This window comes from Spongisporangium articulatum (assembly GCF_044465595.1).
Taxonomy (GTDB): domain Bacteria; phylum Actinomycetota; class Actinomycetes; order Actinomycetales; family Kineosporiaceae; genus Spongisporangium; species Spongisporangium articulatum.
Genome location: NZ_JBITLV010000001.1, coordinates 682,228 through 703,045 on the forward strand (window position 1 = coordinate 682,228; position 20,818 = coordinate 703,045).

Sequence of the window (20,818 nt, forward strand, 5' to 3'; positions counted from 1 at the left end):
CGGCAGAGGCTTCCAACCGCCCCCGCGAATAGCGGAAACGTATGGGCAATTCACGGGAAATGGCAGGGCTTCGGGGGAATTCCATACCCTGGTATGACCTCGAGTGACGCCTGGGAACGGCGGGGCGACCACCGGCCGGGTACCGTCGTCGCCATGCGCGCCGCCCGAAGGAGCCGTCCGGCCACCGCCGTCGTCGTGCTGGCCGGGGCCCTGCTCGCGGGGCCGCTGGCCGTCGGCGCCCAGGCGCACACCGAGCTGATCGGCAGCTCCCCGGCGAAGAACGCGACACCGGAGCAGGCCCCGGCGACCGTCGTCCTGCAGTTCTCCGAACCCGTCTCCGACCTGGGCCTGGCCGTGCGGGTCAGCGGCCCCGCGGGTCGGGTCGAGGCGGGCCGGGCGAAGCTCGCGGGCGCGGCCGTCGCCCAGGAGCTGCAGGCCGAGCGGCCCGCGGGCCGCTACACGGTCACCTACCGGGTCACCTCGAACGACGGTCACCCCATCGAGGGCACGTTCAGCTTCACTGCTCGCTCGGCCACCGAGGGTTCTCCGACGACGTCCGCCTCACCGTCGGCGTCGGGGTCGCCGACGGCGACCCCCGCGGTCGCCCGTCCGGTGGCCACCGACGGCACGGACGCGGGCGGCGACGGGGTGTCCAGCACGTGGTTCGTCGTGGGTGCGACGATCGTGGGCGCCGGGCTCCTGGCCGCCGTGGCGGCTATCGCACTCCCGCGCCGGAGGCCTTCGGGAGAAGACCGACCAGGGCCTCCCAGCGACTGATCTCGCACCCGTTGCGGCGGTTCAGTTCCGCCTTCACCGCCCGGCCCCGCCAGGTGCCCGTGATGGTGGCCTCGTCGTCGCCGCCGTAGAGCTCGGTGCACATCCTGTCCTTCCCCACGGGAGGCAGCGCCGTGGCCGCCGACCTCGCCAGCGCGGCGCAGGCCGCGGCGGGGTCGGGGTGGTCACCGCCGGACATGCCGTCGTCCATGCAGGTCAGATGCCAGGTCTTCGCCTTCTGACCCGACCCTGTGACGATGATCGTCAGGTCCGCGGACGCCGTCATCGCCCCGGCACTCGCGCCCGGGCTCGCCGTCACGTCCACGTCGCTGCCCGTGCCGCCGCAGGCGGTCAGGGCGAGCGCCAGCCCCGCCGCCAGCCCCGCCCGCAGGCCGAGCATGCGCACGGGACGTGCTGGGCGTCGTCCGGTCATGTGTGTCCCTCCCGTCGTCGAGCCTGCCACGGGTGGGACGCCGCCGGGCCCCGTCCGGTTCCCCTCGCATCCGTTTCGCGTTGACCCGTCCGGATGAATCCCTCTGCGCTGCGTACTGCGGTGCCGACACCGCGTGATGCAGATGTTGCTGGATCACGGATGTGTCCACTGACCTGACAAGATGGCCGGGTCAGGACCGGCGTCGAGGGGCGTCCAGAGAGAGCCTCAGGGAGGTGCGGTGGACCCGACAGCCGGGGCGGCCGCATCCACCGGCATGATGCGGCTGATCGGTGCCGCCCCCGGCGACATCACGCTCAAAGAGGTCGACCTCGGCGCGGTCGGCACCGGCGAGGCGGGGCCCGGTGCCGAGCTGGTCGCCCACCTCGGTGACGCGCTCGAGACGCTCGCCGCGCCGCAGCCGGCCCGCGGGCACGCGCTGGAGCCGACGTCCGACGCCGTGCGCGACGACCTGCTGACCCTGTTCGAGGCCCAGGCCACCAGCCGCTGGCTCGACGTGCTCGCCCGCCGGCTGGCCGCGGCCCGGTTGCTGCCCGCGCTGCCCTCGGGCGCCGGGCACGAGGGGAACGCCGTCGTCGCGATGGCCTCGCGCGCCGACGACCCCGCCCTGCTGCACGCCCGGTCGGGCGCCTTCTACCTGGCCCGTTCGGCCCAGACCGGAAGCATGGACGGCGTCTTCGAGCTGGCCGAGGCGTTGGCCGGGTCCGCCGACCAGCCGCTGGCCGGAGGGCGCTACCCGGCCTTCGGGCACCCGGACCTGGCGATCCTGCCGCAGACGTCGACGACGGCCGCGCACCTGCCGCGCGGGCTCGGCATCGCGTGGGCGCTGGGCCGCCAGTCCCGCTCGCGGGAGCGGGCCAGCGAGCCGCTGCGCTGGCCGGACGACGCCATCTCGATCGTTTCGTTCGGTGACGGTGGCGCGCAGCACTCCAACGCGCTCGGCGCGATCAACTCGGCCTGCTGGGCGGCCCGGCAGGGCGTGGCCATCCCGCTGCTGCTGGTCTGCGAGGACAACGGGTTCGGCGGGTCGTTACCCACCCCGCCGGGCTGGATCCGCGAGCTGTTCGACGCCCGCGAGGGTCTGCGGTACCTGCACGCCCGCTCGGACGGCGACCCGCTCGAGCTGCTCGAGACCGCGCGCCGGGCGGTCGCTCTCACCCGCACGCACCGGCGTCCCGTCCTGCTGCACCTGAGCTGCGTGCGGATCGGCGGCCAGGACAGCACCGACACCGAGATGGCGTACCGGCGCCCGGAGCGGATCGCCTCCGACCTGCGTCGTGACCCGCTGGTGGCCACCATGCGGGCCCTGGTGCACACCGGCACCTTGAGCGTCGACGACGTCGCCGAGGGGTTCCTGCAGGCGCGCGACCGGGTGGAGCTGACCTTCCACGAGGCCGTGCGCCGGCCGACGCTGGAGACCGGCTCGCAGGTGATGGTGCCGCTGGCCCCGCACCGACCGGCGGCCGTGGCGATGGTCGCGGCCCGTGTGCCGGCCCCGGCCGCCCGGTCCCGGGTCTTCCCGGACGGGCTGCCCGAGACCGAGGGGCCGCTGACGTTGGCCCAGGCCCTCAACCGGTCGCTGCTCGACGCCGCCGCGGCGTTGCCCGGGATCGTCATGCTCGGCACCGACATCGGCCGCCGCGGCGGCCGGTACGGGGTGACGGCCGGGATGCACGCGGTGCTCGGCCCGGCCCGGGTGACGGACACGGTGCCCGACGAGAACTCCATCCTGGGGCTGGCTCTCGGGGCCGCGGTGAGCGGGCTGCTGCCGATCGTGGAGGTGTCGTCGCTGGCCCACCTGCACGCCGCGCAGGAGCAGGTGCGGGCCGAGGCGATGGGCCTGTCCTTCCACTCCAGCGGAGCGTTCCGCAACCCGATGGTGCTGCGCGTGCCCGGCCTGTCGCACGAGTTCGGTGGCGAGGTCGGGCTCGGGATCCTGCGCGACGTGCCGGGTCTGGTGGTCGCCTGCCCGGCGCACCCCTCGGAGGTACCCGGTCTGGTGCGCACGGTCGTCGCGGCCGCCGATGCCGACGGCATGGTCTCGGTGCTGCTGGAACCCGTTGCGCTGTACCACGAACGCGACATGCTGCGGCAGGGTGACGGCGCGTGGACGGCGCCCTACCCCGAGCCGGACCGCTGGGGCTCGCAGCACGCGCCGATCGGCCGGGCCGCGACGTGGGGCGACGGGACCGACCTGACGTTGTGCTCGTTCGGCACCGGGCTGCAGTTGGTCATGCGGGTCGCCGCGCAGCTGGAGCAGGCCGGGGTGAGCTGCCGGGTGGTCGACCTGCGCTGGCTGTCGCCGCTGCCCGTGGACGACGTCGTGCGCGAGGCCGACGCCACGGGTCGCCTGTTGATCGTCGACGAGACCCGCCGCACGGGTGGGGTTTCCGAGGCGCTGGTGACCGGTGTGCTGGAGGCCGGGTTCGACGGCCGGCTGGCCCGGGTCACGGCCCGCGACACCATCCTGCCGTACGGGCGGGCCGCGTCGCTGGTGACCGTCTCGCCCGACGAGGTGCTGGCCACCGCCCAGGCCCTGGTGTCGGGCTGAGCCTGTGACCGTCCTCGTCGTGGACGTCGCCAACGTGATGGGTTCGGTGCCCGACGGCTGGTGGCGGGACCGGCGGGGGGCGGCCGAGCGGTTGATCGCCCGGCTGCCGTCGCTGCCCTACGCGGTGGTGGCGGTCGTGGAGGGCCAGGCCCGGTCGGCGGCCGGCGTCGAGGGGGTGACGGTCCGGGCGGCCGCGGGTTCCGGTGACGACGAGATCGTCCGGGTCGCCGAGGAGTGGGCGCCCGGCGCGGACGTGGTCGTGGTCACCGCCGACCGCGGCCTGCGCGCCCGGTTGCCCTCCGGCGTCGTGGCCGAGGGCCCGCGCTGGCTCCTCGACCAGCTCACACCGTGAGCAGGAACCCCAGGACGACGAGCGCCACCGAGGCCAGCGTCAGGCGCCACGCGCTCGCCTCCCGGGTGGCCACGATCAGGGGCACCGTAGCGGCCAGCGCGACACCGGCCGTCAACAATGCGCTCCCGGCCCACACCCGGGTCGAGAACTCCCCGGAGTGCACCACCTGCGCCAGCAGCACCGCCCCGGCCGCCCCCAGCAGTCCGGCCATGCTCAGCACCGACGCTCGCGGGCCCAACCGTTGCGGCAGTCCGCGGACGCCGGTCGCCCGGTCGGCCTCCGTGTCGCCGATCGTGTTGCCGAAGTGCGCGGCCGCCCCGAGCAGGACCGCACCCAGCACCAGCAGCCCCGGCGGCCAGGCGTCGTCGACGACCCGGTAGGTGACGACCGGCAGCAGTCCGAAGGCCAGCGCGAACGGGACGGGGCTCGCCGCAACGAATTTCAGGCTCAGGTTGTAGGCCAACGCGACGCCCACAGCGACCAGGTGCAACGCTCCGGCGAGCAGCCCCAGCCTCAGCGAGAGCGGCACGCAGAGCACGAGGGCCGCCGCGCCCGCCGTCCAGACGGCCCGCACGCCGACCTCGCCCCGAGCGATCGGCTTGTCCGGACGGCCCGCCGAGGTGTCACGCCCGGCGTCCAGGGCGTCGTTGCTCCACCCGACGGCGAGCTGCCCGGTCAGGGCGGCGGCGGCCACGCCGACCGACAGGGGTAGGTCCGCACCCAGGGCGACGGCGCACGCGGTCGCGAACGCCGTCACCGCCAGGCACGGCAGGGGGTGGCAGCTGAGCGCCAGCCCGCGGGCCGCCCGCAGGCCGGCGCCCAGTTCAGGCCTCCGGTCCGGCGATCCCCGCGCCGGCGGTGGTGGCGGCCGGGGGCGCCGAGTCCGGGGAGCGGTCGGCCACGTAGTCGCCTGCCTGCGTGACGTCGTCCAGCTCGGGCGCGTTCAGGGCCCGGAACAGGGCGGTGAGCAGCACCGCCACGACGATGTTGACCAGCACGGCGACGAAGCCTACGTAGATCTGCTTGTCGGAGTCGATGCCCAGCTCCGACAACTTGTAGGCCGAGCCGCCGAAATGCAGCTTCCCGTTGTTGGGGTTGGGAATCTGGTAGAGCATCACGAGCCCGACGGCCAGCCCCGCGACGAGCCCGCCCACGAGAGCCCAGGCGTGCAGCCACCGGGTGTAGAGGCCGAGGGCGACCGTGGGCAGCGTCTGCAGGATGAGGACGCCGCCGATCAGTTGTAGGTCGATGGCGAACTGCGGGTTGATGAAGATGATCACGCCCAGGGCGCCGACCTTCACCACCAGCGAGGCGAGCTTGCTGACCTGAGCCTCCTGCGCAGGTGTCGCGTCCCGGTTGAGGTACTCCTTGTAGATGTTGCGGGAGAACAGGTTCGCCGCCGCGATCGACATGATGGCCGCGGGCACCAGCGCGCCGATGGCCACGGCCGCGAACGCGACGCCCGCGAACCAGTCGGGGAACAGCTTGTCGAACAGCACCGGCACGATCGTGTTGGGGTCGGCCTTGCCGTCGGTCACGATCGGCTTGACCCCGAACTCCTGGCTCGCGGCCAGCGCCATGTAGCCGAGCAGGGCGATCAGGCCGAGCAGGAACGAGTAGGCCGGCAGTGCGGACATGTTGCGCTTGATCGTGTTCCGGTTCTTCGCCGCCAGGACGCTGGTGAGCGAGTGCGGGTAGAGGAACAACGCGAGGGCGGAACCGAGCGCCAGGGTGATGTACTGCAGCTGGTTGTTCGCGTTCAGCAGCAGGCTTCCCTTGGGGGCACCCGTGTTCGGATTCGTTGCGGAGAGCGCCTTCTCGGCGGACCCGAAGACGACGTCCCAGCCGCCGAGCTTGTACGGGATGACGATCACCGCGACGATGATCACGATGTAGATCAGGGTGTCCTTGACGAACGCGATCAGCGCCGGGGCTCGCAGCCCGGAGCTGTAGGTGTAGAGCGCGAGGACGAGGAACGCCACGACGATCGGCAGGTGTCCGGTCACGCCCATCGCCTTCAGGACGGCCTCGATGCCGACCAGCTGGAGGGCGATGTACGGCATGGTCGCGACGATGCCGGTCAGGGCGATCAGCAGGGCCAGGGTCGGGGAGCCGAACCGCCCGCGGACGAAGTCGGCCGGCGTGACGAAGCCGTGCACGTAGCTGACCGACCAGAGCCTGGTGAGGACGAGGAAGCCCATCGGGTAGATCAGGATCGTGTACGGGACGGCGTAGAACCCGATGGCGCCGCTCGCGAACACGAGCGCCGGCACGGCCACGAACGTGTAGGCCGTGTAGAGGTCGCCGCCGAGCAGGAACCAGGTGATCCAGGTGCCGAAATTGCGCCCGCCGAGCCCCCATTCGTCGAGGTGGGCGAGGCTCTCGGCGCGTCGCCACCGGGCCGCCGCGAAGCCCATCCCCGAGACCAGCAGGAACAGGACGATGACGATGGTCAGCTCGACCGCGTGGTCACCCATGTCAGTCACCCCGCTTCGTCATCCGGTAGACGGTGACGGTGGTGGCGACGCCGACGAGGACGAAGGCCAGCTGGAGCCAGTAGAAGGCCGGAAAGCCCAGGAAGATCGGCTCTTTCCGGTTGAACAGGGGGGTGAGCAGGGGGAGCACGATCGGAATGGCCAGAAGATAGTTCCAGGGGCTGTGCTCGCTGTGGTCGGGTCGAACATCGCGAGCACGCGTTTCGTCGTTCAGGGACATCGGTGTCACCTCTCGCCCGTGGGACGGTCAGCGGCAGGGTAGGTCGGCTCTCGCCCCTTCGCCTGTTGGGAGCTTTGCTCTGAACGCCAATTGGCACCGCTCAGAGAACGGGTGGATCTGCGCAGGCCCTGACCTGCACGAATCCACCCGATCTCTACTGGCTGGTCAGCTGGCTCCGGGCCTGGAGGACCGTCAGGTCGCGCTGCGGGCTGTTCACGGTGGCCGTCCCGTCGACCGGTTGCCACGGACCGCCGGCCACCGAGTACTCACCCGTGAACGTGGTCGCCAGGCCCACCGCGTACTTCCCCGGCTGCTGGTAGGTGTGCCCCAGCGACAGGTCCGGGTAGGCGCCACCGGTGTTTGTCGTGGTCAGCCGCTCGCCGTCCCCGTACGTCCAGGTGTACGTCGACGGAGTCGCGCGAACCTGCACCGCCTGCCCGAGGACGGTCGTGTTCAGGATCTGGACCTTGCGCACCGTGTACAGGTTCGTCGCGATGTTCACCAGCGTCGGGCCGGCGGTGTCCGGGTCGGGCTGGATGAGAAGCTTCGCGGCCGGAATGGGGAGCTCTCGGAACTGTTTCTGCGTGAGTACAGGGATCCGATTGCCGCCCCGAAGACAAGCAACCTCACCGCTGGGAAACCAATCGCCCTTAGCCTCACCAGATGTTGCGGCCCTCATCACCCAGGCAGCTTGCTCACCGTCGCAGATCATCGATGCTGCTTTGCAGGCATCTCCCTGTGGGTACTCGACCCCGAAAGGGAGGTTGTTCCTGTTCCCTTCGCGGGAGCAAATGATCTGGTACTTGATCTGCCATCTTGTCTTCTTGGTGCGACCGGTCGATGAATGCGAGCTTGTTTCCCGTGTCTCGCCTACCAGTGAGGCGACGTCTTCGTTGAAGGCACCGTCGATGGCCCCGGGTTGATGTGGTTCTGTGGCCGCCCGAGCAGGGCCTACGAACCCGAAGACCAGGAGCGAGGCGGCAGCCAGCGAGCAGACCCTTCTCAGGCATCCCATGGTTTGCCTGACTTCGTATCTGCTTCGACGGCGCGGACGCGCCACCCCGATTCGTCTCGAAGCAACAGAAGGGTCGTGCTCAACTCCTTCCAGCCTGCCTGCTTAGTGACCTCACCGGACGTGTCGGTTAGCCGCCCCGGTTCCTGTTTCACAATCACCAGAACAACGGCCTGAGACTGGACATCGGCATGAGGTGACACGATGCTCTTGATGCTGACCTCGAACCCGGAAACCTGGGTCTTGCTTGTCGCCCAATCATTCACGTCGTCAACGACGCCGGAACAGAATCGACACTTGGAATCGGAGGCGGCCTCGATGGGGTTCGTGTCCAGCGTGCTGTAGGCGTAGTTGTAGAGCGCCCAGAAGTACTTCACGAACTCGATCGCGCTTTCGGGGGTCGCCTCCTGAACGGGTGCGGTCGGCACGGGGACCGTCGGTGTCGGGCTCGTCGTCACCGGGACATTTGTCGTCGGCACGGTGGAACCCGAGTCACCGGTGCAGGCACTCAGCGTAAAGACTACGGCCAGCGTCACGGCTGCCGCGATGTATCGGTTCCGCGGAACCGCCGCCTCAGAGTGATCCCCGTTCACCGCACAAAGCCTAGCCAGCCCCGACTGGCGGGTAACACCCCGGAATGCGATCTGTGGAAAACCCGCGAACGCCAATGGGCGTTCAGTGCAAAGCTCAGCCGGGCGAGTAGACGATCCGCTCCCGGGCACGCTCCCGGGGAGGGTCGGGCACGGGCACGGCCGACAGCAGAGCCTTCGTGTAGTCGTGCTGCGGGTCCGAATAGACCGAGGCCGCCGAGCCCGACTCCACGACTCGGCCGCGGTACATCACGGCGACGTCGTCCGACACGTGACGCACGGCGGCGAGGTCGTGGGCGATGAAGACGTAGGTCAGACCGAGCTCGCGTTGCAGCCGGCGCAGCAGGTTCATGACCTGGGCCTGCACCGACACGTCGAGCGAGGCGATGGGCTCGTCGAGCACCAGCAGCTCGGGTTCCACGGCCAGCGCCCGGGCGATCCCCACCCGCTGCCGCTGCCCGCCGGACAGCTCGTGCGGGTAACGGTCCATCATGTCGGGCGCGAGCCCGACCAACCCGAAGAGCTCCGAAACACGAGGACGACGCCCCGCACCCGGGTGCAGACCGTGCACTCTGAGCGGTTCGGCGGCCGACCAGCCGACCGTGTGCCGGGGGTCGAGCGAGGCCAGCGGGTCCTGGAAGACCATGGCGACCTGGCGGCGGTACGCCCGAAGGTCCGCCCCGCGCAGGCCGAAGACCCGCTGCCCGTCGAACGTCACGTCACCCTCGATCAAGGCGCCCGAACCCTGCAGCAGCCGCATGATCGCGAGCCCCGTGGTCGACTTCCCCGAACCGGACTCCCCGACCACCCCCAGGGTGGACCCGCGGCGGACGGCCAGGCTGACGTCGTCCACGGCCCGGGTGTAGTCGGGCGACCGCCCCAAGAGCCTGCCGCGCTGGGGGAACCACACCTTGAGCCGGTCGACCGCCAGCAGCGTCTCGGCGTCATGGATCTCAGGCATCGGGCACCTCGTAGAAGCTCCGTGACCAGTGCCCGGCCGCGACCTCACGCAACGGCGGCACCTCGGTCGCGCAGCGGGCGTCGAGCCGGTAGGGGCAGCGCGGATGGAAGGCGCAACCGGGTGGGCGGTGGCGCGGGTCGGGGGGCAGGCCCTCGATGGTCGGCAGGTCCGCACCGGCGGTCTCGACGACCGGCAGCGACTGCAGCAGCCCCAGCGTGTACGGGTGCCGGGGGTGGGCGAAGAGCTCGTCCACGGGCGCCTGTTCGACGACCTGACCGGCGTACATCACGGCGACCCGGTCGGCGATCCGGGCGACGACGCCGAGGTCGTGCGAGATCCAGATGACCGCCATCCCGAGCCGGTCCTGCAGCGACGCCACCAGGTCGACGATCTGCGCCTGCGTGGTCACGTCGAGCGCCGTGGTGGCCTCGTCGGCGATGAGCAGGTCGGGGTCGCAGGCCAGCGCGGTCGCGATCATGACCCGCTGCCGCATGCCGCCGGAGAACTCGTGCGGGTAGTCACGGGCGCGCCGCGCAGGCTCCGGAATGCCCACCAGGTCGAGCAGTTCCACGGCCCGGTCGGCCGCCTCGCGTTTCGACAGGCCCTGGTGTTCGACGAGGCCCTCGGTCACCTGCCGGCCCACCCGCAGGTACGGGTTGAGCGACGTCATCGGGTCCTGGAACACCATCCCGATCCGCGCGCCCCGCACCGAGCGGAGCTCGTCGTCCGACGCCCCGATCAACTGCACGCCGTCGAACCAGGCCTCGCCGGTGATCCGCGCGGGCGGCGACGGCAGCAGCCCCGCCACGGCGAGCATGGTGACGCTCTTGCCGGACCCGGATTCGCCCACCACGGCCAGGGTCTCGCCGCGTTCGACGGTCAGGTCGAGGTCCAGGACGACGCGCGCCACCCCGTGCCGGGTCGGGAACGACACGTTCAGCGCCCGGACGTCCAGCAACGGCTCGCTCATCGGTCTCCCACCTGCCGGGCCTCGATGGCGCTGCGCTGGGCGGGGTCGAGCGCGTCCCGCAGCGCGTCGCCGACGATGTTGAAGGACAGCACCGTCAGGAAGATCGCCAGGCCGGGGAAGAAGCCCATCCACCAGGCCTGCTCAACGAAATCCCTTCCGTCGTAGAGCATCCGGCCCCAGCTGGGCGCCGGGGGCTGGACCCCGAGGCCCAGGAACGACAGGGCGGCCTCCGACAGGATCGCGAAGGCCAGCGACAACGACGTCTGCACGATGATCGGCCCCGTCACGTTCGGCAGCACGTGCGTGGCCATGATCCGCAGGTCACCCGCGCCGATCGAGCGGGCCGCCGTCACGTAGACCTCCTCGCGGACGGCGAGCACCCCGGCGCGCGTGACCCGGGCGAAGATCGGCAGGTACACGATGCCGATCGCGATCATCGCGTTCGTCACGCCCGGCCCGAGCACCGCGAGGATGGCCATCGCGAGAAGCACGGCGGGGAAGGCGAACAGCATGTCCATGACCCGCATCACGGCGTCGTCCACGAACCGCCCGTAGAACCCGGCCAGCAACCCGAGCGCGACCCCGAACACGAGCGAGATGCCGACCGCGATCACCCCGACCCGCAACGACACCCCGGACGCGGCGATCACCCGGCTGAACACGTCCCGGCCCAGCTCGTCCGTGCCGAACAGGTGCGACGGACTGGGCCCCTGCAACCGCCCCGGGATGTCGGTCGCGTCCACGTCGTAGGGCACCAGCCACCGGCCGAGAAGGGCCGCCAGCAGTACCAGTCCGAGGACGACGAGACAGACCAGCGCGAACTTGTGCGCCACCAGCGCGCGCAGCGCGGCCCGCGTCTGCGACTCGTGCGGGACGACGTCGGGCGGCGTCTGCGGCTGCGTGGGCTCGGTCATGAGTACCGGATCCTCGGGTCCAGGACCGCGTACAGCAGGTCGACCAGCAGATTCACGACGAGGAAGATCGCGGCCAGGAGCAGCACCGCGCCCTGCACCATCGGGTAGTCCCGGTTCTGCACCGACTCGATGGTCAGTTGCCCGAGACCGGGCCAGGCGAAGACGATCTCGATCACGATCACCCCGCCGAGCAGCCCGGCCAGTTGCAGGCCGGTGACCGTCACGATCGGCACGAGCGCCCCGCGCAGCACGTGCCGCCGCACGATGGTGGACTCGCGCAGGCCCTTGCTGCGGGCCGTGCGGGTGTAGTCGCGGCGCAGCGACTCCAGCACCGCCCCGCGCACGAACCGGGTCAGGATCGCCCCCGACACCACCCCGACGGCCAGGGCCGGCAGGACGACGTGCGAGGCCCAGCCGAGGGGGTCGCCGAACAGCGGCTCGTACCCCGAGGGCGGCAGCAGCCCGAACGTCGAGGCGAACACCAGGATGAGCAGGATGCCCGTCCAGAAGTCCGGCACCGACACCCCGACCTGCGAGACCCCGGTCGCCCCGTAGTCCCACGCCGAGCCGGCCCGCATCCCGGCCAGCACGCCGAGTGGCAGCGCGATCAGCAGGGCGATGAGCAGCGCCGTGATCGCCAGCGAGGCCGTGGCCGGGAGTCGTTGCAGCAGGAGCGACGTCACCGGCTCGCCGCTGCGGAAGCTCACGCCGAGGTCGCCCGTCAGCGCGTGCCCCAGGTACGTGAAGTACTGCTGCACCAGGGGTTCGTCGAGCCCCGCCCGCGACCGCAGCGCGTCGTACGTCGCCTGGTCGAACCGGGTGCCCATGGCCGAGCGCACCGGGTCGCCGGGGACCAGATGGATCAGCGTGAACACGATGACGCTCACGCCGAGCAGGACGACGACGGCCTGCCCGGCGCGGCGGGCCACGTACCGGACCATCAGCTGCTCAGGGAGGCGTCCCGGAACCGGACCGCCCGGTCGCCGCGGACCGTGTACCCCTGCAGCTTCGAGCTGTACCCCTGCACCACGTTCGGGTTGTACAGGTAGATGTAGCTGGCCTGGTCGACGATCAGCTTGGCCGCCTGGTCGTAGGCCGCCTTGCGGGCCGCCTGGTCGCTCGTGGTGTGACCCTTGTCGAGCGCGGCGTCGACGTCCTTGTTGCTGAACTTCTGGAAGTTGTAGCTGCCGCCGGTGTGGTGCTGCGAGTAGTAGAACTCGTCCGGGTCGATGTTCCCGAGCCACGACAGCGCGAAACCGTCGTACTTGCCCGAGCCCTCGTCGGCCAGCCAGGTGTTGAAGTCCTCGGTCCGGATCTTCAGATCGATACCGGCCTTCGACAGCTGGTCCTTCATCACCTGTGCGATGGTCACCGACTCCGGGTACTCACTGGTCACCATGAAGTCGACCGACAGGTTCTTCACGCCGGCCTGGTCGAGCAGCGCCTTGGCCTTGGCCGGGTCGTACGAGTAGGGCGCGTAGTCGTAGTACCAGGAGCTGGTCTTCGGGATCGCCGTCTGGTTCGGCTGCGCCGCACCGTACTTCGCGGCCTCCGTGATGGCGTTGCGGTCGATGCCCCACGCGAACGCCTGCCGCACCCGCACGTCGTTGAACGGCTTCTTCTTCTCGTTCAGCGCGAAGTACCAGTAGTCGTTGCTGGGCACGCTCTTCACGACCGGGTTGCTGCTCTTCGTCAGCGCCGTCACCTGGGCCGGCGGGAGGTTGTCGGTCCACTGGACCTGGCCGCCGCGCAGGTTGGCCAGGGCGGTGCTCGGCTCCTTGACGAACGTGAACTTCACCCCGCCCAGCTTGGGCGCGCCGCCCCAGTACTTGGGGTTGGCCTTCAGCGAGATCGACTGCCCGCGCTGCCACGACTCGAACGAGAACGGCCCGGTGCCGACGGGAGCCGAGCCGATCTTCTTGTCCTCGACGTTGGCCTTGTCGACGATGGCCATGCCCTTGAAGGAGCCGAGATTGGCCAGCAGGTTGGGGGTCTCGGTCTTCAGGTCGATGTCGACGGTGTAGTCGTCGACCTTCTTGACGTCCTTGACCGAGTCGAACTTGTACGCGGTCTGCAGTTTGTCGTCGATGATCCGGTCGTAGCTGTAGACCACGTCGTCGGCGGTGAAGGCGTCACCGTTGTGGAACGTGACGTCCTTGCGGAGCTTGAACGTCCACTTGAGCTTGTCCGGCGACGTCGTCCAGCTCTCCGCCAGTGCCGGCTGCATCTCCAGGTTCTCGTCGGGTTCGACCAGGGTGTCGTAGACGTTCTCGAGGACCTCGAACGACATGTACGACGTCGTCTTGTGCGGGTCGAGCTGGTCGGGTTCCCCGGCGATGGCCGCGTTCAGCGTGCCCGCACCCGTACCGGAACCGCCGCCGGTGTTCACTCCGGACCCGGCGCTGCACCCGGCGACCACGAGGGTCGCCGCGGTGCCCAGCGCGAGCCAGGCGGTCGTCGTCCTGCTGGTGGTCCTTCGCATCGGCTTCCCCTCCGAGATCGCTGGAACCCCAGGCACGCTAACCAGGCGGGCCGGATCGGCCACTCGAGCGACCGATACGGGCATGATCTGGACACTTCGACACGCCGATACCGACCTCTACAGCTTTCTAGGTTCAACCCTAGAGACCCGGATACAGTGCGATCCGTGGATCCGATCCGGAACCCCTACGCCCCGGGCGCCGGGCAGCGCCCGCCCGAACTGGCCGGTCGCGACGGCGAGCTGGACGGCTTCGACGTCGTCCTCGAGCGGGTCAGCCGGGGCCGCCCCGAGCGCAGCCTCGTGCTCACCGGCCTGCGCGGCGTCGGCAAGACCGTGCTGCTCAACGCGCTGCGCAGCGCCGCCGTCCGGCGCCGGTGGGGGACGGGCAAGCTGGAGGCCCGGCCCGACACGCCCCTGCGCCGGCCGCTGGCCGCGGCCCTGCACCAGGCGGTGCGCGAGCTCGCGGCGCCGCACCCCGACGAGGTCGCGCACGTGCTCGGCGTCCTGAAGTCGTTCGCGCTGAAGGTCCCGGTCGAGGTCGGCGCCCGGGGCGCGAAGGCGCCCCAATTGCGCGACCGCTGGCAGCCGGGCATCGAGGTGGCGGCCGTGCCGGGGCGGGCGGACTCGGGGGACATCGAGATCGACCTGGTGGAACTGCTCACGGACGTCGCCGGGCTGGCCGGGGCGGCCGGGCGCGGGGTCGCGGTCTACATCGACGAGATGCAGGACCTGATGCCGGACGACGTGTCCGCGCTGTGCGCCGCGTGCCACGAGCTCAGCCAGCAGGGCCTGCCGCTGGTCGTCGTGGGGGCCGGTCTGCCACACCTGCCGGCGGTCTTGTCGGCGTCGAAGTCATACTCGGAGAGACTGTCCGCTACCTACGGATCGACCGGCTGGACCGGGAGGGGGCCGACCGGGCGCTGCGCACGCCGGCCCTCGACGAGGGCGCCGACTTCACCGAGGAGGCGCTGGCCGCGATGTACGAGGCCACCGCCGGCTACCCGTACTTCATCCAGGCGTACGGCAAGGTGGCGTGGGACGTCGCGCCCGCCTCGCCGATCACCGTGGACGACGTGCGCGTGGCCGCGCCGGAGGCCGAGACGGAGCTGTCGGTCGGGTTCTTCGGGTCCCGGTACGAGCGCGCGACCCCGGCCGAGCGCGAGTACCTGCGGGCGATGGCCGACCTGCTGGCCGACGACGCGCTGGACGACGGGGGAGTGCCGACGTCCGCGATCGCCGAGCAGCTGAAGCGCAAGCCGCAGTCGCTGTCCCCGGCCCGGGACAACCTGATCAAAAAGGGTCTGATCTACAGCGGCGAGCGCGGCCGGATCGCCTTCACCGTGCCGCATTTCGGCCGCTACCTGCGTCGTCAGGCGCCCGAGTGAACGCCCGGCCGGTCCTGCGGGCGGCGCGCCCCGACGACGTCCCGGCGCTCGCCGCCCTGTGGGAGACCGGCTGGCACGACGCGCACGACGGTAACGTGCCCGACGAGCTCACCCGGGCCCGCCCGTCGTCCTCGTTCACCGACCGGCTGGTGGAACGCATCCGCGACACGACCGACCTGACGGTGGCCGAGATCGACGGCACGGTGGCCGGTTTCGTGGCGGTGATCGACGACGAGATCGACCAGGTCTACGTGGCCGGCGACTACCGGGGCGCGGGCATCGCGGCCGCGCTGCTGGCCGAGGGCGAGCGACGCATCGCGGCCGCCGGTCACACCGACGCCTGGCTGGCGGTCGCCCCCGGCAACGCGCGGGCCCGCCGGTTCTACGAGAAGCAGGGTTGGTCCGACGGCGGTGGGTACGTGCACCGGGCGCCCGGCCCGGACGGCCCGGTCGACGTGCCCACGCGCCGCTACGTGAAGCGTCTCGTCGCCGAGTAACGCTCGGAATCCGACATGAATGTGTCGAATCCTGAGCACTACTCGGGCAGCGCGGCCAGGCGGCGGGCCAGGAAGGTGCCCTGTGCCTCGTTCGCGGTGAGTTCCGCGGCGCGCTCCAGTGCGGAAGCGGCCTCCGACGCCCGCCCGAGCCGGCGCAGCAGCTCACCGCGGGTCGCGTGCCAGTCCGCGTAGTCGGTCAACTCGAGCGAGTCGACCAGTCTCAGCGCCACCACCGGCCCGTCCAGCTCACCGACGGCCACGGCCCGGTTCAGCGCGACCACCGGCGACGGCGCCACGACCAGCAGCTGGTCGTAGAGCGCGACGATCTGCGACCAGTCGGTGTCCGCGAACGTCGCGGCGTCCGTGTGGACGGCGGCCACGGCGGCCTGGATCTGGAACGGCCCGGGCTGCCCGATCTCGAGGCACGACCGGACCAGCGCGTGCCCCTCCGCGATCAGCGCGGCGTCCCACCGCGACCGGTCCTGCGCGTCGAGCGGCACCAACGCACCGTCGACGACCCGCGCCGGACGTCGGGCCAGCGTCAGCAGCTGCAGCGCCAGCAACCCGGTCACCTCCGGCTCGGCAGGCACCAACGAGTGCAGCACCCGGGTCAGCCGCACGGCCTCCAGGGCCAGCTCGTCCCGGACGTCGGACCCCGCCGTCGCCAGGTAGCCCTCGTTGAAGACCAGGTACAGCACGTGCAGGACACCGGCCAGCCGCCCCGGCAGGTCCTCGGCCGACGGCACCCGGTAGGGGATGTGCGCGTCGGCGATCTTCTTCTTGGCCCGCGTGATCCGTTGCGCCAGGGTCCGTTCCGGGACCAGGAAGGCCCGGGCGATCTCCTGCACCGTCAGCCCCCCGACCAGCCGCAGGGTCAGTGCGACCCGCGCTTCGAGCGCCAGCGCCGGGTGGCAGCAGGTGAAGACCAGCCGCAGCCGGTCGTCCTCGACGACCCCGTCGTCGGGCAGCGGCTCCACCGGCAACGACCCCAGGTAGGACGCCTCGGACTCCTTGCGTGACCCGACCTCCGAGCGGCGCAGCCGGTCGAGCGCCTTGCGGTGCGCGGTCGTCGTCAGCCAACCGCCCGGATTGGGCGGCACCCCCTCGACGGGCCACCGCTCGAGTGCGACCACCAGAGCCTCCCCCACCGCGTCCTCGGCCACCTCGAACCCGAAGCGCCGGATGAGCGCCGCGACGGTGCGCCCGTACTCGGCCCGGAACACGGACTCGAAGTCGGGGCGCACCGTCCCGTCGCTCGAACTCACGCCTGGGCAGGGTCGGCCGGCGGCTCGGCCTGCAGCGGCCGGACCTCGATCGGCCCGTGGCAGGCGGCGGAGGCGTCGGCGGCCAGCTTGAGGGCGTCGTCCAGGTCGGCGGCCTCGAGGATCCAGAAGCCGCCCATGTACTCCTTGGTCTCGATGTACGGGCCGTCGGTGATCACGGGCCCGCCGGGGTTCTCGTTCGAGACGACGGTCGAGGCGGACAGCGGCATGAGCCCGCCACCGAACACCCAGCGCTTCTCGTCGGTGATCCGCTTGTTGAAGGCGTCCACGTCGTCCATCACCTGCTGGAAGGTCACGCCTTCCGGCCAGCTGATCTCGTCACCGTGCATCACGCCGAACAGGTACTGGGGCATCTCACTTCTCCTTCGAACGTTGTGTACAAGGACTTCAGAGCGCGTGGACGACCTCGCGGCCGTCCTCGATCGTGGGCACAGCCTGCCGCAGGTGCGCCGGCCGCAGCTCCAGGTACGTGAGCCCCTGGCTCGTGGTCCGCTGCGTGACCACCTCGAAACCGGACGGCGGGCAGCCGGGCTCGAACAGCCGCTCACCCGAGCCGAGTACGACCGGGGCGATGATCAGCCGGTAGACGTCGACCAGCCCGGCTACGTGCAGCGACCGGGCCAGGGCACCCGAGCCGTGCACCTGCAGTTCGCCGCCCGGCGCCTCCCGCAGCCGGCGCACCCCGGCCAGCGCATCGCCGTCCAGCACGGTGGTGTTCGCCCACTCGGGCGCGGTCAGCGTGCGGGACGCCACGTACTTGCGGGCGCCGTTGAGCCGGGCGGCCACGGCGTTGTCCGGGTCGGTGACCTGCGGCCAGAACCCGGCGAAGATCTCGTAGGTCACCCGCCCGAGCAGGAGGGCGTCGGTCGCGGCGAACCAGCCGTCGACGATCGCGCCGAACTCGTCGTCGCCGAACGGGATGACCCAGCCGCCCTTCTCGAAGTACCGGCCGGGCGTCTCGTCGGGGGCGCCGGGCGACGTGTAGACGCCGTCCAGGCTGAGGAAGAGGTGGACCGCGAGTTCCATCGCAGTGCTCCTTCGGGGAGTCGGTGCCTTGCCTGACACCCCTCCACGAACGGGTCAGCCCGGATGCGACACGGGTACCGAGGTTTCTGCGAAGAATTTCTCCCGCAACCCCGTCAGGTCGATCTCGGGACTGTCGACCTCGCGCACGAACCGGGCGAACGGGTGGCCCGCGGCGGTGACCGCGTCGTCGTCCACGCCCATCCGCAGCGCGAACACCCGGTGCTCCAGCCCGCCCAGCTGGGACAGCCGGATGACCGCGCCCGGGACCGGTTCGACGAAGCCGAAGTCGGTGAACCGGGCGGCCATGGCGCCGCGCGAGGCGACCAGCGTGCCCGCCGCCCCGAGCGCCGCCAGGGTCAGGTACGAGGCCTTGACCAGCATCAACCCGACCGGGGCCACCCCCTCCGGGGCGAAGTCGGGGCGGACGCAGTAGCGGGCCGTCTCGAACCACAGCCCGGTCAGGAACCCGGCCGGCAGCCGCAGGTCCGGTTCCGCCTCCAGGGGCAGCGGTCCGTCGGTGCGGGCCGTGTGCCGGATCGTGCCGACCGCCCGACCGTCCTCGGCCCGGGCCACGAGGACGACGGTCCCGGGCCGCTCGTCGATCTCGTCGGGTTCCAGCATGCGCGGGGCGACCTCGGGCCGGTGGACGGCGTACGCGCGGGCCCGCAGGTCCCGCACCTCGGCGAGGAGGTCGGGCTCCGGGTGGGTCAGCGCGGTGATGACGTAGGGCGGCACGTCCGCCGACGCTAGGTACGGCGGCGTGGTCGGCGCGTCGTACGAGCGGGCCCGACCTCGCGGCCCGATATGGACCTTTGGTCCTAGCGGTCGGGGGACCGGTCAGGTGATGAGCACCGTCGCGGTGTGGATGAGCACGCCGGCCGCCGCCCCGACGACCGTCCCGTTGATCCGGATGAACTGCAGGTCACGACCCACGTACAGCTCGATCCGGCGCGAGGCGTCCTCGGCGTCCCAGCGGGCCACGGTGTCGGAGATGACGGTCGCGATCTCGCCGGCGAACCCGCGCACGACGTACCCGGCGGCGTCCTGTCCGAACTCGTCGAGCCGGGCCGCCAGCTCGCTGCCCGGTTCCGCGAGCCGGTCCCCGAACTCCACCAGTCCCGCCTCGACCCGCTTGCGCAGCTCGCCGGTCGGGTCCTCGACCGCCTCCAGCAGCAACCGGCGCACGGTGCCCCAGATGGCCAGCGTCGCCTCCCGCAGCTCGGGGTTGGCCAGCAACCGCTCGGTGAGCGACACGACCTGGGCGCGGACCGCCTCGTCCTCCTGCAGGGCCTGGGCGAAGCGGCGCAGCAGGTCGTCCAGCGCGGCCCGGGCCCGGTGCCGCGGGTCGGAGCGGATCTCGAACACCCAGTCGACGATCTCCCGGTAGATCCGCCGCCCCACCCGCCGGTCGAGCCACTGCGGCGACCAGATCGGGGCCTGGTCGGTGACCAGCTCGATCACCCGGTCGCTGTTGTTCTCCAGCCACCCGGCCAGCTGCTCAAGCCCCACGTCGAGCAGCTCCTGGTGCGTGCCGTCGTCCAGCAGCCCGTCGAGCAGGGAGCCCGCGATCGACGCCGTCGGCAGCGCGGCGGCCCGCGGGAACAGCACGTTCTCCATCAGGAACACGACGTCGTCGTCGCGCACCCGGTTCAGCACGGCCTGACCGGCCACCGCCGCCTCGGCCGCGACCCGCGCCGCGTGGTCGGGGTCGGACAGCCACACCCCCACGCGCCGGCTGACCTGGGCGCGCGCCAGCTTGTCCCGCACGACCGGCTCGGCGAGGAAGTTCTGGGTCACGAACTCCTCGAGTTCGGCGCCGATCGAGTCCTTCCGGGTCCGGATCAGCGCCGTGTGCGGGATCGGCAGCCCCAGCGGATGCCGGAACAGGGCCGTCACGGCGAACCAGTCGGCGAGGGCGCCGACCATCGCCGCCTCGGAGCCGGCGTTCACGAACCCCAGCACGCCGTCGGTGTCGAGCGTGAGCAGGTAGACGACGGCCGCGAGCAGGAGCAGGCCGGTCGCCAACGCCTTCATCCGGCGGAGCCGGGTCAGTCGCAGTGCATCGGCGGGCCCGGGCGGCCCGGAGATCGGGTCTGCCATTCCCCGAATACTGCCGTCTCCCCGCCCGCCCGGCGCGCCGGACGGGACCACGAGACCGTCGTCGGGATACGTGATCTGCGCCGCACGGGTGTCTCCGGGGAGGTTTCACGGCCCGCCTTGCGCCGAGCGGGGGAACCCGGATCGGGTCAGTCCGGGGGGCGGTCAGGTCACCGGAATGCCGGGCTGTCGCGACGGCGGGTCGTTACCCACGGTGAGAGGTGCGTCCGGTCGGGTGGATCGCGGCGGCCCAACCCATCCGCCCGCCCGTCGCCTACGGGTGGCCCACCGGGCCGCAACGGCTCCCCGCTGCGCCGTCCGGGTGCCCGCGCCCGCGACCCGGAGAGAGATCTTGGCCGCCCTCACCCGGGTGGGCGTCGGGTGGTCCGGACAGGTGCCCGGTGCGGGCCCGTACGTCCGGTTTGCCGCTCACGCACGGTGGCCGGGCCTCACCCCGGACGGACGCGTGGACAGGTATCCGGCCCACGGGTTTACCTGCTGAGCGGCGCTGACGGACGGCGCCACCGACCGAACCCATGGAGGGCCCGAATGCTCGCTCGTATCACCAAGTTCCGCCGGACCATGCCCGTCGACCGCGGCGCCACCGCCGTCGAGTACGGCCTGATGGTCGCCCTGATCGCCGTGATCATCATCGCCGGCGTGACCCTCCTCGGGCAGAACCTGCTCGCCATCTTCAACAACGCCGCCGGTGCCATCTAAGGCCTGTCTGAGGCTCAGACCCACGTCCCGGCGTCGAG

20 protein-coding genes and 2 pseudogenes are annotated in these 20,818 nt (G+C 71.3%); 6 read left to right on the forward strand and 16 right to left on the reverse strand.

From position 1 onward, the window contains the following. Positions 1-93: 93 nt before the first annotated feature. Entirely contained in the window at positions 94-777 is a 684-nt protein-coding gene (locus ACIB24_RS03220; RefSeq protein ID WP_398275070.1) for a copper resistance protein CopC, read from the forward strand. Here the strand turns inward: ACIB24_RS03220 and ACIB24_RS03225 are convergent. Further along, the gene (locus ACIB24_RS03225) at positions 716-1,207 is read right to left on the reverse strand and encodes an SSI family serine proteinase inhibitor (RefSeq protein ID WP_398275073.1); all 492 of its coding nucleotides are present in this window, start codon (positions 1,205-1,207) and stop codon (positions 716-718) included. The genes ACIB24_RS03220 and ACIB24_RS03225 overlap by 62 nt on opposite strands. Before the next feature lie 238 nt (positions 1,208-1,445). Here ACIB24_RS03225 and ACIB24_RS03230 point away from each other — a divergent pair, with 238 nt between their 5' ends. Both ACIB24_RS03230 and ACIB24_RS03235 read left to right on the forward strand, forming a co-directional pair. Next, positions 1,446-3,776, forward strand: a complete 2,331-nt coding sequence (locus tag ACIB24_RS03230; RefSeq protein ID WP_398275076.1) for a transketolase C-terminal domain-containing protein — start codon at positions 1,446-1,448, stop codon at positions 3,774-3,776. A gap of 37 nt (positions 3,777-3,813) precedes the next feature. Beyond that, positions 3,814-4,128, forward strand: coding sequence for an NTP pyrophosphohydrolase (locus ACIB24_RS03235; protein WP_398276725.1), 315 nt, complete (start codon positions 3,814-3,816; stop codon positions 4,126-4,128). Here ACIB24_RS03235 and ACIB24_RS03240 read toward each other — a convergent pair. The 10 genes and pseudogenes from ACIB24_RS03240 to ACIB24_RS03285 form a co-directional block, all read right to left on the reverse strand. Next, positions 4,118-4,885 carry a UbiA family prenyltransferase gene (locus tag ACIB24_RS03240; RefSeq protein ID WP_398275079.1) on the reverse strand — a complete coding sequence of 256 codons (768 nt, stop codon included), beginning with the start codon at positions 4,883-4,885 and terminating at the stop codon, positions 4,118-4,120. The genes ACIB24_RS03235 and ACIB24_RS03240 overlap by 11 nt on opposite strands. 67 nt (positions 4,886-4,952) lie before the next feature. After that, the gene (mctP, locus tag ACIB24_RS03245; protein WP_398275082.1) at positions 4,953-6,605 is read right to left on the reverse strand and encodes a monocarboxylate uptake permease MctP; all 1,653 of its coding nucleotides are present in this window, start codon (positions 6,603-6,605) and stop codon (positions 4,953-4,955) included. A gap of 1 nt (position 6,606) precedes the next feature. Continuing rightward, positions 6,607-6,843: a DUF3311 domain-containing protein gene (locus tag ACIB24_RS03250; protein ID WP_398275085.1), complete on the reverse strand. Its 237-nt coding sequence runs from the start codon at positions 6,841-6,843 to the stop codon at positions 6,607-6,609. Positions 6,844-6,997: 154 nt separating this feature from the next. Continuing rightward, positions 6,998-7,345 carry a hypothetical protein gene (locus ACIB24_RS03255; RefSeq protein WP_398275088.1) on the reverse strand — a complete coding sequence of 116 codons (348 nt, stop codon included), beginning with the start codon at positions 7,343-7,345 and terminating at the stop codon, positions 6,998-7,000. 500 nt (positions 7,346-7,845) lie between these two features. Then, positions 7,846-8,448: a DUF6318 family protein gene (locus ACIB24_RS03260; RefSeq protein WP_398275090.1), complete on the reverse strand. Its 603-nt coding sequence runs from the start codon at positions 8,446-8,448 to the stop codon at positions 7,846-7,848. 109 nt (positions 8,449-8,557) lie between these two features. Next, positions 8,558-9,406, reverse strand: a pseudogene (locus tag ACIB24_RS03265) (ABC transporter ATP-binding protein); the annotation flags it as partial. Then, positions 9,399-10,376, reverse strand: coding sequence for an ABC transporter ATP-binding protein (locus ACIB24_RS03270; protein WP_398275093.1), 978 nt, complete (start codon positions 10,374-10,376; stop codon positions 9,399-9,401). The gene ACIB24_RS03270 and the pseudogene ACIB24_RS03265, both read right to left, overlap by 8 nt. Continuing rightward, entirely contained in the window at positions 10,373-11,290 is a 918-nt protein-coding gene (locus ACIB24_RS03275; RefSeq protein WP_398275096.1) for an ABC transporter permease, read from the reverse strand. The genes ACIB24_RS03270 and ACIB24_RS03275 overlap by 4 nt, the downstream gene beginning before the upstream one ends. After that, positions 11,287-12,231, reverse strand: coding sequence for an ABC transporter permease (locus ACIB24_RS03280; protein ID WP_398275099.1), 945 nt, complete (start codon positions 12,229-12,231; stop codon positions 11,287-11,289). Before ACIB24_RS03280 ends, ACIB24_RS03275 begins: the two co-directional genes overlap by 4 nt. Then, positions 12,231-13,772: an ABC transporter substrate-binding protein gene (locus ACIB24_RS03285; RefSeq protein WP_398275102.1), complete on the reverse strand. Its 1,542-nt coding sequence runs from the start codon at positions 13,770-13,772 to the stop codon at positions 12,231-12,233. Before ACIB24_RS03285 ends, ACIB24_RS03280 begins: the two co-directional genes overlap by 1 nt. A 165-nt stretch (positions 13,773-13,937) precedes the next feature. Between ACIB24_RS03285 and ACIB24_RS03290 the strand changes: the two are divergent. Continuing rightward, positions 13,938-15,157: pseudogene (locus ACIB24_RS03290) on the forward strand (AAA family ATPase). Then, entirely contained in the window at positions 15,154-15,654 is a 501-nt protein-coding gene (locus ACIB24_RS03295; protein ID WP_398275105.1) for a GNAT family N-acetyltransferase, read from the forward strand. Before ACIB24_RS03290 ends, ACIB24_RS03295 begins: the two are co-directional and overlap by 4 nt. Before the next feature lie 38 nt (positions 15,655-15,692). Here ACIB24_RS03295 and ACIB24_RS03300 read toward each other — a convergent pair whose 3' ends face one another. The 5 genes from ACIB24_RS03300 to ACIB24_RS03320 all read right to left on the reverse strand — a co-directional run bounded on the left by ACIB24_RS03300 (position 15,693) and on the right by ACIB24_RS03320 (position 20,063). Then, positions 15,693-16,919, reverse strand: coding sequence for an RNA polymerase sigma factor (locus ACIB24_RS03300; protein ID WP_398275108.1), 1,227 nt, complete (start codon positions 16,917-16,919; stop codon positions 15,693-15,695). Next, positions 16,916-17,290 carry a YciI family protein gene (locus ACIB24_RS03305; RefSeq protein WP_398275111.1) on the reverse strand — a complete coding sequence of 125 codons (375 nt, stop codon included), beginning with the start codon at positions 17,288-17,290 and terminating at the stop codon, positions 16,916-16,918. Before ACIB24_RS03305 ends, ACIB24_RS03300 begins: the two co-directional genes overlap by 4 nt. Positions 17,291-17,324: 34 nt before the next feature. Further along, positions 17,325-17,963, reverse strand: coding sequence for a dihydrofolate reductase family protein (locus tag ACIB24_RS03310; RefSeq protein WP_398275113.1), 639 nt, complete (start codon positions 17,961-17,963; stop codon positions 17,325-17,327). 54 nt (positions 17,964-18,017) lie between these two features. After that, positions 18,018-18,698: a hypothetical protein gene (locus ACIB24_RS03315; protein WP_398275116.1), complete on the reverse strand. Its 681-nt coding sequence runs from the start codon at positions 18,696-18,698 to the stop codon at positions 18,018-18,020. A 102-nt stretch (positions 18,699-18,800) separates the two neighbouring features. After that, on the reverse strand, positions 18,801-20,063 hold the full coding sequence (locus tag ACIB24_RS03320) for a DUF445 domain-containing protein (RefSeq protein ID WP_398275118.1): 1,263 nt from the start codon (positions 20,061-20,063) through the stop codon (positions 18,801-18,803). 546 nt (positions 20,064-20,609) lie between these two features. On the opposite strand from ACIB24_RS03320, the gene ACIB24_RS03325 reads away from it, so the two are divergent. Continuing rightward, the gene (locus tag ACIB24_RS03325; RefSeq protein WP_398275121.1) at positions 20,610-20,780 is read left to right on the forward strand and encodes a Flp family type IVb pilin; all 171 of its coding nucleotides are present in this window, start codon (positions 20,610-20,612) and stop codon (positions 20,778-20,780) included. Positions 20,781-20,818: the final 38 nt, after the last annotated feature.

Coding starts and splice junctions, on each gene's coding strand:
- ACIB24_RS03220 (WP_398275070.1), top strand. CDS start 94: ATGACCTCGAGTGACGCCTGGGAACGGCGGGGCGACCACCGGCCGGGT.
- ACIB24_RS03225 (WP_398275073.1), bottom strand. CDS start 1,207: ATGACCGGACGACGCCCAGCACGTCCCGTGCGCATGCTCGGCCTGCGG.
- ACIB24_RS03235 (WP_398276725.1), top strand. CDS start 3,814: ATGGGTTCGGTGCCCGACGGCTGGTGGCGGGACCGGCGGGGGGCGGCC.
- mctP (WP_398275082.1), bottom strand. CDS start 6,605: ATGGGTGACCACGCGGTCGAGCTGACCATCGTCATCGTCCTGTTCCTG.
- ACIB24_RS03250 (WP_398275085.1), bottom strand. CDS start 6,843: ATGTCCCTGAACGACGAAACGCGTGCTCGCGATGTTCGACCCGACCAC.
- ACIB24_RS03270 (WP_398275093.1), bottom strand. CDS start 10,376: ATGAGCGAGCCGTTGCTGGACGTCCGGGCGCTGAACGTGTCGTTCCCG.
- ACIB24_RS03275 (WP_398275096.1), bottom strand. CDS start 11,290: ATGACCGAGCCCACGCAGCCGCAGACGCCGCCCGACGTCGTCCCGCAC.
- ACIB24_RS03280 (WP_398275099.1), bottom strand. CDS start 12,231: ATGGTCCGGTACGTGGCCCGCCGCGCCGGGCAGGCCGTCGTCGTCCTG.
- ACIB24_RS03285 (WP_398275102.1), bottom strand. CDS start 13,772: ATGCGAAGGACCACCAGCAGGACGACGACCGCCTGGCTCGCGCTGGGC.
- ACIB24_RS03305 (WP_398275111.1), bottom strand. CDS start 17,290: ATGCCCCAGTACCTGTTCGGCGTGATGCACGGTGACGAGATCAGCTGG.
- ACIB24_RS03310 (WP_398275113.1), bottom strand. CDS start 17,963: ATGGAACTCGCGGTCCACCTCTTCCTCAGCCTGGACGGCGTCTACACG.
- ACIB24_RS03320 (WP_398275118.1), bottom strand. CDS start 20,063: ATGGCAGACCCGATCTCCGGGCCGCCCGGGCCCGCCGATGCACTGCGA.
- ACIB24_RS03325 (WP_398275121.1), top strand. CDS start 20,610: ATGCTCGCTCGTATCACCAAGTTCCGCCGGACCATGCCCGTCGACCGC.